This window comes from Paenibacillus sp. 01L418, from assembly GCF_056400045.1.
The window spans coordinates 1-12,890 of the sequence record NZ_JBFTSN010000159.1; the positions used below are offsets into that span (position 1 = coordinate 1).

Annotated in this window: 8 protein-coding genes; all 8 read right to left on the bottom strand. The window is 51.0% G+C overall.

Annotated elements, in window-relative coordinates; genetic code table 11:
* Positions 1-528 (bottom strand): ABC transporter permease family protein (locus AC1DSE_RS18810; protein ID WP_477528024.1); only part of this gene is annotated, 528 nt, incomplete at its 3' end.
* A 10-nt stretch (positions 529-538) separates the two neighbouring features.
* The gene (locus AC1DSE_RS18815) at positions 539-1,471 is read right to left on the bottom strand and encodes a carbohydrate ABC transporter permease (RefSeq protein ID WP_477509142.1); all 933 of its coding nucleotides are present in this window, start codon (positions 1,469-1,471) and stop codon (positions 539-541) included.
* A gap of 65 nt (positions 1,472-1,536) precedes the next feature.
* Positions 1,537-3,447 (bottom strand): GH32 C-terminal domain-containing protein, encoded by a 1,911-nt coding sequence (locus AC1DSE_RS18820; RefSeq protein WP_477509143.1) that lies wholly within the window; start codon positions 3,445-3,447, stop codon positions 1,537-1,539.
* The gene (locus AC1DSE_RS18825; protein ID WP_477509144.1) at positions 3,444-4,997 is read right to left on the bottom strand and encodes a glycoside hydrolase family 32 protein; all 1,554 of its coding nucleotides are present in this window, start codon (positions 4,995-4,997) and stop codon (positions 3,444-3,446) included. Before AC1DSE_RS18825 ends, AC1DSE_RS18820 begins: the two co-directional genes overlap by 4 nt.
* A gap of 170 nt (positions 4,998-5,167) precedes the next feature.
* Positions 5,168-6,799 (bottom strand): response regulator transcription factor, encoded by a 1,632-nt coding sequence (locus tag AC1DSE_RS18830; RefSeq protein WP_477528025.1) that lies wholly within the window; start codon positions 6,797-6,799, stop codon positions 5,168-5,170.
* Positions 6,800-6,804: 5 nt separating this feature from the next.
* Positions 6,805-8,607, bottom strand: coding sequence for a cache domain-containing sensor histidine kinase (locus AC1DSE_RS18835; protein ID WP_477509146.1), 1,803 nt, complete (start codon positions 8,605-8,607; stop codon positions 6,805-6,807).
* Between the two features lie 106 nt (positions 8,608-8,713).
* Positions 8,714-10,087: an ABC transporter substrate-binding protein gene (locus AC1DSE_RS18840; RefSeq protein WP_477509147.1), complete on the bottom strand. Its 1,374-nt coding sequence runs from the start codon at positions 10,085-10,087 to the stop codon at positions 8,714-8,716.
* Between the two features lie 1,732 nt (positions 10,088-11,819).
* Entirely contained in the window at positions 11,820-12,710 is an 891-nt protein-coding gene (locus AC1DSE_RS18845) for a LysR family transcriptional regulator (RefSeq protein ID WP_339208264.1), read from the bottom strand.
* Positions 12,711-12,890 lie beyond the last annotated feature (180 nt).

Consider the following 12,890-nt stretch of genomic DNA (forward strand, 5'->3'; position numbering starts at 1 on the left):
CACAACGCCCCATGTGACCATAATGCCAATACCGATCCAGAATGAGGTTGAAACGATCCCGGAATTGTATATGAGACCATCCCGCATGCCCTCCACGAAGTAAGTAAGCGGCAAAATTTGTGCAATAGGCTGCAGCCAGTTTGGCACGAGCGTTACTTCACCCGGAATAACCATCGCCGACATGAACAAGGCGAAGACGATCGACTTGCCACGGAATCGCAGCTTCGCGAAAGCGAAGGCGGCCAAGGCGCTTACGACGAGCACGATGACGGTTACGGATCCAGCGACGAGCACTGTGTTCCAAATGTAGCGTAGGAATGGATTCGTATCGCTGAAAATAACGTTTTTGTAGTTCTCCCAGGTGMACTTGACTGGCACGAACATATGCCAATTCAAGCTCGATGAATATTGGAACAGTTCCTCATAAGGACGCAGAGATCCAGCGACCATCCATACGATCGGAATGATGCAGACGATGGCGATGAGCGTCATCATGATGTATTTAAGCGCAAACCCCATTTGCCGCATAATAATCCCCCTAGTAGTCAGCTTTCTTATTGAAGTAGGTCATTTGCGCAAGCGAGATGATCAGCACGATAGCGAACAGAACAAAAGCCGCCGCTGTGCCGTAGCCCATTTGCATTTGCTGAAAAGCCGTTTTCCAGATGTAATATACGACTGTCTGGGTGGACCCGTTCGGTCCTCCATTGGTGAGGACGAAGACGATACCACCCAGCTTGATTGCATCGATCGTCGTCATGATGACAACGAAAGCCATCGTCCGGTTCAGCATCGGCAGCGTAATGCGGAAGAACTGCTGCGCTCGGCTTGCTCCGTCAACCCGAGCCGCCTCATATAAGTCTTGAGAGATGTTGTTCAGTCCCGCAAGAAAAATAATCATGAAAAACCCAGATGCTTTCCAAATGCCTAGAATGATTATGCCGTACATCGCGGTATCTGGATTGGATAAAAAGTTCGTCAGCGGCAGTCCCATCGACTTGAGAAGCTGATTCAGGATGCCGAAGTCCTTGTTGTAGATGAGCTTGAACACCGTGGCTGCGACCGAGGTCGAGATCACGACTGGGATAAAATAAGCCGTGCGAAACAGGCTTGTAAAACGCCCGGATCGCTGAATCAGCATCGCGAGGCCTAGCGAGATCGCTGTCTGTACCGGAATGACAATGACCGCGAAGAATAGTGAATGCCGAAGACTTGCCAGAAACTCAGAGTCATTCATCAGCGTCCGGTAATTATCTATGCCGTTAAAGGACCTGGTTCCTCCTACCATGTTGTAGTTCTGAAAGCTGATGAAGAATGCTTGGACCATCGGGTAGAAGACAAAGAGCAGAAGCGCTGCCAACGCAGGCAAGATGAACAGCCAAGCCGTTCTCTCTTCCTGGCGCAGTGCCCGGCCGAAGGGATTTCCTTTGCGGCGCTTGGATATCGATGGAGCCAGCTCGGTGTGTGCCATGGTTTTCCCTTCCTTTCAGTTTGGTGGATTGGGTGAATAAACTTGATTCAGAGAACTATCGCCCTTTACGGCTCGAAGACAAACACACTCATCGTCGCCGTCACTTTGCCGTCAGGCGTCTTCGCGATCAAGTCGGCTTGTCCTGCACTTATGCCAGAGATGTCAACACCGTTGCCGTCCGCTGTATGTGTCACTTTAGCGACTGACATGTCGCTGGACGCCCATTCGAGCTGTTGGGAGGCGGACAGCGGCAGCACGGACGACTTCACGGTTACATGGGTGCCAACCGCCACGTCCACACTTTCCTTGCCGATGAGGATGCGGCTCGGTACGTTGGAATCAGGATTCTCGTCACGCCACACCGAGCGCATCGGGTAGAATGAGGCTTCATCTAGCTTGACGCTCCCCCGCTCAAGTTCTAGCGACAAGCCATTGCTTAACGGCTCTGGGAACACGATGGCGGATAGCACCTTCGCTCCGTCTTCAGCAAACACTTCGAGCGTGTCTTCGTCTACATAGATCCGAAGAGGTAACCTTCCATCTGCAGACGGCTTCACCGGAGCCACAAAGCTCTCCGCGAAGCCCGGCTCAAACGAAACAGCGCCAGATTTCGAACGGTCGATTGTAAGTGTTCCTGCTGCGGCATTGTAGCGGATGATGGTTTCCTCCGCCCCCGTACCATCTGTCCTTACCTTGAGTGCAAACGCAGCATCAGCCGAAACGGTGAAAGTCGTATCCAGCTCATAAGAGGTTCCGCGCCACTTCCCGAATGCGTTCGAGTTGGTCGCGAGCTGCTGCGCTTCGAGCTTAAGTACAGTGCCGCGCAGCGAATCGAGTTCCTTGACTGGTTGTTGAATGAGACGGATCCCTTCGCCAGGAATATCGCGAAGTGTAAGCTCGCGGGGAACGGACATGTTGCCTTTCCAAGGATCGGTCGGCATCGTAAACGGGTAGCGCCAGTTGGACATCCAGCCGAGCCAGATACGCCGTCCGTCCTTCTCCGGGATGTCCGAATACGAGACCGCCGCATAGAAGTCCTTACCGTAATCCGTCCACAACACTTTATCGGCGGGATTATCATTATGGAAGGTTTTTCCGTCGAACTCTCCGATGAAATATTGCGCTGTCGAGCCTTTGGTCGCCTCGTTGTTGCCGACGCTCAGCGTCAACACCCACTTGTGATTACCACTGCCGTCTACCGGAAGCTCGAACAGATCTGGACATTCCCATACGGCGGCATGCGAACCTTGATTTATGCCGAATTCACCTGTCTTGGTCCAGTTTCGGAGATCGGGCGATGAGTAGAATCTAACATGATTGTCGACTGATACCACCATGATCCAACGCTTGCTCGCTTCGTGCCAGATAACCTTCGGATCGCGGAAATCCTTGATTCCGGGATTCGGAATGACCGGATTACCCTCATACTTTGTCCAGGTGCGCCCGCCGTCGCTGCTGTACGCGATGCTCTGCGACTGCACGCCGCTCTGGAAATGCGTAAAGATTGCAACCAGCCCGGATTTACCTTGGAAAAAACCGCTCGTATCGTTCCAGTCCACAACCGCGCTGCCCGACCATATTTCGCCGAGCTCATCGCGAATCAAGGCGACCGGAAGATGCTCCCAATGCACGAGATCCTGACTGACCGCATGCCCCCACTGACCGCTGTTCTGGTAAAACTGATGGTACTCTCCCTCGTAATACACCATGCCGTTTGGATCACTCATGTTGCCGGTCTCGACACTTAAGTGGTACTGCGGGCGATAGCGTTCCGTGTAATAATTCGCGATCGGGTTGAATCGGAAAGGTGCGGGCGTCGCGTAGATTTCCTCCGCCTTGTTGGTTTTTCCAGCGGAATCTTTAATTGAATCGGAGTGAAAAGACATCCAGATCGCTCCTCCTATCGCGAGCACAACCACGGTGCCGATAGCGATCGTGGCTAGGGCCGACATAGACTTTTTCGGAATCCCGCTCATTGCTTAACCTCCAGTCCATCCATAGTCCAGAGCCGCATGGCTTCGAATACAATGGTTCCTCCCAACGCCTGAATCTCCAGTCTGCGTCCTGAAGCCAGAGGATAAATGCGACTGGTCAACACTCGATCGCCATCGTTGACAAACAACTCTATGGATGAGTTGTCTGAGAACAGACGGAGACTCAGGCGAGTGGCGGCAGAAGCCTGAAGGTCGGATACGTACACGCCGGGATCGCCAATTCCCGCCTCATTGCGGTTCAATTCGATGCGGCGCTGCGCAGCCAGCCAGCGGATCTTAGTGATTTGGTCTGTGACGGACCGCGAAGTCTTTACGGACTCTGCGTCGGATAAATCCTCGCATGCTCCACTAATTACGATCCGAAGCTCCTGCGCCTCTGTTGCAGACAAATCAATATCGGCTTGCCATTCAAAGGCCGGCGGCAGCAACCAGATTCGTTCTTCGCCAGGCTGCAGATGGAGTCCGTTGTCTAATTTCGAAATCTCTTGTCCTCGAAGAGAAGCTAGTTCCTCTACTGGCCTCGAGGCCAGACGCCCATCTTCGGTCATCTGAAGCTCTCGGGCAAGCGTCATAGCCCCATACCAGGCGCGTCCCGTCTTAATGAGTCGCGATCCCCACATGTCCATCCAGGCGATCAGGATGCGGCGTCCGTTGCTGTCCAACATCGTTTGCGCGGCATAGAAGTCCGGTCCGTCATCGATGATACCGCTGCTCTCGGGGATAAAACGACCTGCAGCGAAGTCCATCTCACCGATCATGTAGAGATTTTTGACGCCGTCCATGTTCATCGGTGAAACGATTAGGACGTACTTGCCTCCTAGCGGGAACAAATCCGGGCATTCCCACATATCTCCCTGCGTCCCGTCGCTCTCCGCCGCGACACCCCGGTACGACCAATCCAAAAGGTTGGGAGACTCGTATAGGAGGGCGCGGCCGCGACCGTTTTTACCTGAGCCAATGACCATATACCAGCGCTCTTCATGCTTCCACACCTTCGGGTCGCGAAAGCCGAAGCATTCACCGTCCGGACTGCCTTGAATGACGGGCACCGGATGCTTAACGAAGCGGATTCCATCCTCGCTCGTCGCCATAGTCTGCACTTCCTCCGGGGTACGCCCATCGACGTGTGCGGTATAGAAAAGCACCAATTGTCCCTCGTGCTCCACCGCACTGCCCGACCAACAGCCGCAGCCGCCTTCAGACGAACCGAACTCGTAGGGCTCCGTCGGTGCAAGGGCAACCGGGCGATGCTCCCACCGCACCAAGTCCCGGCTGACCGCATGTCCCCAGTACATCGGGCCTTGATAATCACCGAATGGGAAATGTTGATAGAAGGCATGGTACTCGCCTTTAAAATGAATGAGTCCGTTCGGATCGTTCATCCAGCCCGACGGCGCCATCAGATGATAGTGCAGGCGGAACGGATCTTGCGCCGCCCGAGCGGCTCCGGCCTGTACCGCTTCCTCCGCTAGCTTAAGCGCCTCCTCATGCTCGGATTGGCGGCTGTCTTGCCTCGTGTTCGTGTTTGTCATGTCGAATTCTTCCTTCCCGCAGCTTTCCATGTTTGTTTCGATTGCCTCTATTGTAAGGCTGCGGGAAGGGCCAAGACTTTCACTATGCTCGGGGAGCAACTTTTAAAATGCTGGGTGAGGGGGAGGAAATAGCGAATAGTGGGGAGGGATGACTTCTTCTATAAAAGCTGTTAGCTCTCATTCGTTGTCTGCCGCTTCTCCCTGTATTCCTTTGGGCTGCAGCCGTAATACTTTTTAAAAGAGGTGCTGAAATAGCTGGAGCTGGAGTAGCCAACCAGCATCGCGATATCCGTCAACTTCAGATCTGTCCCGCTCAGCAGCTCGGCGGCGCGCGTCATCCGGAGCCGCGTCAAATAGTCACTGAATGTAACGCCAGCGTTCTGCTTGAACAAGCCCGACAGGTAAGTCTCGTTCATGTGAAACATACTGGCCAACTGAGACAGCGTCAACTCGTAAGGATAATTCTCATCCACATACTTGCGGACCGCCTCCGCCTGCAACTGGCCGCTGGAGGTCCGGCTGCTTCGCACCGCATCCATGACCAAATCGGCGATCCGTTCAATTTGCGCAAGTACCTCTTCCCGACTCCGATAGGTCGCAATTGAAGCTTGGCAATTCCATAGCACCTGTTGAAGCGAGGTATCGCCCAGTTCAAACTTTTTCGCAAGTGAACCGAAGGTTAGAATGACCCGCAGCGCCAGGAAGGTGAAGGCGAACATCGGCATGTCTCGATTCGACGGGAACAGCTCGAGTAATTGAGCGGAAAAAGCTTGCCGATTCAATGTCTCGATCACCTGAATCAGCCTTCGCTCCGTCTCAGCCGTGAATGACTGCGCCCAATCCAGTACTCCCTGCTGGGTCGATGCGGTGGCCGATCCATCGATGGTCTCGCGGCTCCAGGCCAGCATACAGCTGGCATAGCCGTTTTTCGCTTCGCGCCACCCCGACACGGGCTCGCCTATGCCGCCGACGCTCTCAAGCCGCAGGTACATCGCCGCATTGCGCCTCAGCTCGCGAACGAACTGCTCCGCGGCTGCGTCCCCAGACTCCTTACTTCCCGTGTCCACCAGCAGGAAAAACATCATCGACGGGTGCCCCACGTCATAGAATGGGTACACGTCCTCACGCTTATCGGCCGTCTCTCGGCAGAGCATGCGGAATGCCAATTGCAGCAGATCGCGGCGTCCCTCCCAGCTTCGCAGCCGTCCCGGCGGCAAGCGCATCTCTAGTGTCGCAWAGCGTAGGCTTAACGCTTCGCCGTCGAGCTTGGCGAGCTGCAAATGGTGCAGTCGATCTCTCACCGCAGACTCGCCTACGCCTTCCTCCTTCACCAATTGAAGGAGGAAATGCTCCTGCATTTGCCGCAGCTGCTGGTTACGCTGAACCTTCTCCCGCTGGCGCTCACCTTCCAGCAGTCGTTCCTCCTTCAACTCGCCCGCCAGCTTCCCGAGCAGCGATGAGAGCTCCGCCCGCACTACAGGCTTCAGCAGGTAATCCTTGACGCCGAGCTGAATGGCCGACTTCATATAATCGAAGTCCGAATAGCCGGACAAGACGATAACTCGCAGTTCCGGATAGGCCTCCTTGCAAGCTCGGATGAAGGTGATCCCGTCCATTTTCGGCATTCTAATGTCCGAGATGACGATATCCGGACGAACCACCGCCTCGGCAAGCATACGGAGTGCTTCCTCTCCATCGGACGCTTCGTAAGCGATGACGAATCCGGCACTCTCCCAATCAATCTTCGCCCGGATGCTATTGCGAACACCGGCTTCATCGTCTACGAGCATTACACGGTACATGATGATCAACTCCTGCTTGCGGGCAACCGCATCGTTATCGTAGTGCCGGAATCCGGTGATGAAGCAATGTGGACTTCAAAGGCATCGCCGTATTGCACCCTGCAACGCGCCAGTACGTTTCGGAGTCCGATGCTGTTTCCCTCCGTGTGGAGGATCGCCGTCGTATCCGCCCCAGACAGCCCCCTTTGCAAATCGGCTGCCAGTTCCCCATTCATGCCGATTCCGTTGTCGGAGATGGTCAAGTACAGCCAACCGTCGCGGGCCTCGGCACCTAGTTCAACAATCGCTATTTCCCCGTTTTCCAAACTGTATTTAACCGCATTCTCAACCAAGGGCTGCAGAATAAACTTAGGCATCTTAAGTTCACGGGCCCCCGGCGCCTCTTCGATCCGTACCTGTAGTCGATCGTCATACCTTAACTTTAGGATGAACAAATAATCCCGGATATAATCGAGTTCTTCCGGCACCCACACCTGATCAGAGCTCAAATCCAGCGAATACCGCATCATCTGTCCCAGTGACTCGGTTGCATCCATAACGAGGTCATTGCGCTTCATAGCGGCCAGACCGCTAATAATTTCGAGCGTATTGTTGTAAAAATGCGGGTTGATCTGCAGCAGCAACGCTTTGTATTCGGCGTTTTTACGCCTCAGGTTCGTCTCGTATTCCGTTTCGATCAGGTACTTCAGCCGGTGCGTCATCTGTCCGAAAGCGCCGGTCACATAACCGATCTCACTGTGCCCCCGCTGGGTGTTGGGCATCTGTTTAATCGCTTCGTCGAACTCGCCTCGCTTCACAAGCTTCATGGATCGGGCCATTCGCGTAAGGGGATTCGTGACGCTTTTGGACAGGCCGAATGCCACAACAAGCACGATCACCAGCAGAATTCCGCTTACGAGCAGCATCGTCTCCTTAATGCGGTTTAGCTTCGCATACAATTCCCGTTCCGGCACGACGCCCATGATCGTCCAGTTCTGATCCGGCAGCTCCTCGTAGAAGACCAGGTAAGGCTTGCCCTGATTTCGTACGGCGAACACGCCGCTCTCCCTCACTCGCTTCCCCGCCTGATTGGTCTGCCGGACTTTGGCAAGCTTGCTTATCCCTTCCTGCAAGATGGCCGCTACTCCTGTAAACTGCTGGCCTAGCACGCTCCGCCCATCGATGTCCAGCAGGAAGACGCGGCCCGTCTCGCCGAAATGAATCCGTTCTAGTGGATCCCGCAGAACGCTCGTCGGATAGTTGACCTTAACGATGCCAACGCTGGTCAACGTCTGAAGCTCAACAAGAGGCAGCAGGTAGCCATTCACATTGCGGTTCCTCATGCTCTCATCCGGCTGGTCCTCGTCCAGGTGAGACCCCGTCCATTTCACATTCTGCTCCTTGTAATCCAGAAACCAAGGTTGCTGTTCATATGTGCGATCCTGCTTCCACAATCCGCCCTTCGCAATAGTAAAAAGACTGATCGAGATTCCGTTGGAATTATTCACCGCATAGGAGGACAGAAAATCCCGCACCCTGCGCTTCGCCAGCAGTTCTTCTCTCTCCAGGTCTTCGCTATTGCGCAGATCGGCCAGCCAAGTCTGGGTAATCGAGCTTCCGAGAACCTGGTTGCCGATATCCTCCAACTGCTTCATCAAGGTCGTTACGTGGGAAGCATACTGCTCGATCGTCTGCGAAGCGGATATTTCAAGGGAATTCTTAATAAGGTTCGCCGACGTAGAAGTCAGAATATAGACCAACGAAACGAACGGGCAAATAAGCAGGATGGAGAAAGCAACCATAAGTCGGCTTCGAAGCGAGTAGAGCATGTCGTCAGGCCTCCGGTGAATGTAAGATGAGAGCTATTTGAACGCAAAAGCCTGAAAAAGACGATCCGCAAATAGCGGACGTCTTTTTCAGGTTATCCTTTATTTTTTACTTCGGCATATCGGCGTAAGCCTTGTCGATCTTCTTGATGGCATCAGCAATCGCCGTATCGACGTTGCGTTTACCAATCGTTACGTCTTCAATCATCTTGTTGACGGCATCCGACATCTGCGGGAAGATCGGCGTAATCGGACGCGAGCGGCCGTATTTCTGGTTCTGGATGACAAAGACGTTCTTCGGATATTCGTTCAGCTCCGGGAACTGCTTCGCGACGGAGTAGCGAACCGGAATATCTTTCGTCACGCTGCTGTACAGCTTGGAGCCTTCCGCTCCAGTCACGTAGTTCACGAACTTCCAGGCTGCGTCCGCGTTCTTACTCTGGGAAGAGATGGCGAGGGACCAAGAGCCGTTGGCCACCGCTTGCTTCGTTTCTTTAGGCAGCGGCGCGACGTCCCAATCCTCACCGAGCTTGAAATTCGGGAACTTCTCGGCCAAGAAGGACAACGACCAGGAGCCGTCGACCGTCATCGCAAGCTTGCCTGTAGGGAACGGATCCGGCGGGTATTCCAGCGACGATACTTTGTCCTTATTATACAGATCCGCGAAGAATTGTACCGCCTTCTTCGTCTCCGGCATATCCAGGTAGCCCTTAGATGTCATACCATCCTTGTCCATGATCTCCCCACCGAACTGCCAGATGATCGGGTACTTGAAGTAAGCGGCCGCTCCCGCGTTCCCAAAGCCTTGGGCCGGATCGATGCCATAAATGCCCTTTTTCGCGTCAGTCAGCTTGATAGCCGCTTCGCGCACTTGATCCCATGTCATCGGCTCATCCGGGTTTTTGGACGGTAGCGGAATACCTGCTGCCTCGAACATCTTCTTATTGTAGAAAAGTACAATGGACGATTCGGTAAGCGGTGCCATGTAAATGTTGTCCTTGTAAGTATAAGCCCCAATTGTACCCGCCGGAATATCGTCGAGATTGCCGTCCACCTTGAAATAATTCGTCAACGATTGCAATGCTCCTGATTGCGCGTAGGATGCCATGTTCGGTGCATCGATTGCCATAATATCCGGCGGATTGTTCGCTGCGATCGAGGTCCGCAGCTTCGCATCGTAGTCCGAATAAGGAATCGGGCTCATCTCGACCTTGATGTCTGGATTGTTCGCATTGAATGCCTTCACCAATTGGTCGTAAGCGGAGTTTTCGGCGTCATTGCCGGAATTGCGCCAGAAGGTCAGCTTGACCTGTTCGCCGGATGTGGGCTTGTCAGAAGCCGATGTAGACGACGTGGATGCGCTTCCTGAAGCAGTTCCCGACGGGCTGGCGGTGTTCACATTGTTGTTGGATGAGCAGCCTGCAAGGAAGGCAGTGACGAGCAGCGCGCTTGTGCCGATGGCAGCAAGTTTTGACTTTTTCAAGGATGATGCCCCTCTCTTTATTGTGGTTGTTTGCAGTAACATTGTATCATCCAAGAGAGCGCTTAATAATTCAATATTCTCGGTTCCTGAGTTGCAAAATATTCAGAAGGTTCAAGAGGCAGACGATGAAGCTTGAAGCGCAGGACGCCAATAAGTCAAAGGACTTTTGATTGCAATGCGGATAGTGAGTCAGTTCAATTCTAATTCAAACATTGGGGACGCTTCCTAATCGATTTATTGCCAGCATACTGGACTGCTTCTTCTCGGTCTCATTCTCCCCTATACCTTCGATACCCGGCTTGGAAATACCCATTAGTTAATTGTGATGTCGTAGTTTATTTTGCGTTCTTACGACGATTCTTTTCTGAATGGGGTGAAACGGCCGCCGCACGAGTAGCTTGCTCATAAGTTTTAACCGAGCAGGATACGGTTGGCGTATGCGTCTCTTAATCACAGAGGCAACAATAAATTAGAAGGAAAGAGCAATGCTCAACGTCTTGATTTCATACGGCGACATTGCTTCACGGCGTTATGGCAGTCCTCTTAACCGTACTAGCTATGATGTCTGTGGTAGGTAATAAACGAGCTATGCGCTCTCAGGTTGGCCAAAAAAACCGCTCGGCTTATTGACTAGCCAGCGGTAATTTGAGTTGCTAGTCGTTAAAGCGTAGTCTAAGCAGCAATCTTATATTTTCCTCCATCTGCCTTGTGACATACGCTATAGATTTACGGAAGCTTTCCAAGCTTGATACACTTCAATAAAATTTGATTCAATTTCCTTTCGCGGCCTGCCAAACTTAACTCCTTCAGATTTAGCCACTGCAATTCCTTCAGCTTGTCACTCCAGATTCTTTTTACACTCTTGTTCTGCTACATAGGCAAGCAAACTAAGAAATTGACTCTCCWGGACCTTTCCGAAGTTACCCATGGTTCGATACTTTCTAGAATCAAAGAGCAGCTCGTTATCCAAACAAACAATATCCGCTCCAATCTCACGAGTAATATATTCCCACTCATCTATGATTCCTTCGTAATCTCGTCCCTATCGATCTAACGAATCGATGTAAACTAAATCACCTGTCTCAACATAAGACACTTAGCCTGATACTGAGGTCGATTGAAGTCTTTGCCGCTCAATTTATCAGCAGTTGCCTTTCCGGATTTTGCTCCTTAGTAGAAACACGCGCGTAGCCCATCTCAATCATTAATACTCCTCCTTCTCTATAAAGATATCTATGTCTTCTCTCCCTTGTAGGTTTATAACTCATACTCATTGTCCATTACGTTAATTCAGAAGAGTGTCCCTTATTGTACAAGAAAGGTAAATTGTCTTTTTTCACATATTGAAGTATCTGGATTGAATTATATACCGGTATAGCCTTAGTCACCATCCTATCCTTTCAAAATGCATGCTTTTTGATACACTAAAAAAAGACACTATAAAGCGTTTCAAAAACTGTATATTTGATTTATGGTACGTTTCATTTTCTGGACACACTTTTTGATACGGTATAATCATCKAAATCTTKATTAGTAATTGGTCTTCATATACCCAGTCGCCAGATGAAGAGAAGGATAAAGCGCGGTAACGTGTATACCATACTATTATCGAGAGGTAAACTCGCTTTTGGCAGAAGGTTCAAGATTGGACCTATTGCGATATATAAACATATTGGGTAGAACTTATTGGCAGAGCTGGTCGTGGCCCGCGGAATTTTGGAAAGTTGTAACACTATCCATAGAAATCTTGAATATGAGTCAAGAATGTTTTTGCAGCAGCGGAAAAGACCTGATGTTTTTTCCAAACCATATTCAATCCGGACTCTACTCTTGGCTCGAGAGGTCTGAAACAAAGGTTGCTATCAAACGACGTATTTACGATCTTATCTAGTGTTAGAGCATAACCGATGCCTTCTTCAACCATAATTGAGGCATTATAGGCCAGGTTGTAAGTGGCTATGATATTTAGTTTATCGAAATCGTCACCAAACCAATCCGCAAAATCATTCTTTGAAAATGTTTGCTTTAGCGCCTGTCTAGAGCAAATGAGCGGAACTTGTAGTAAGTCAGCGGGTTGAATTACATCCTTGCAAGCTAGTGGACTATCTTTTCTCATCACAACGCCCCAAACGTCTTTGGCGGGCAAATTCAAATAATTGTATTTCGAAACATCAGCCGGTTGAATGAGTATTCCAAAGTCAAGCAGTCCCCTATTGATCCGCTCCGTTACGTCATCTTCATTCCCGCTGTAGAGATGATACCGTATATGCGGATATTTTGAATGCAATTTCTTTACTACTCGAGCAATTTGTTTCATGGCTTCTGTTTCCCCGCCACCTATATATACATCCCCACTAACAGTTTCCTCCATAGACCGGAACTCAGTCTCTAATTTATCAACCATCTCAATGATTTCTTCAGCTCTTCTTCTCAAAAGCGTTCCTTCTTCTGTGAGGACAATATGGTGGCTACTGCGAATAAATAGTTTTTTTCCTAACGTTTGTTCAAGATCCTTTAATTGTCTGGACAAGGTTGGCTGTGTTAGATGTAAAAAGTCTGCAGCTGCCGTAATGCTCCCTTCTCTAGCGACAGTAAGGAAATAACGTAATACTCTTACCTCCATCGACATATCTCCTTTTTTGTTTCCATACTACATGTTCAAGAAATGCTTTTCAAGCATATCAAGTTATGAGATATAAGTATTTGTTATGTGATAATAGCACGTCTAAAATAAATACAATCAGCTTTTTTGATCCACATTGTTATAAAGAAATCGGAGGGATTTTAAACATGGTTAGAGAAA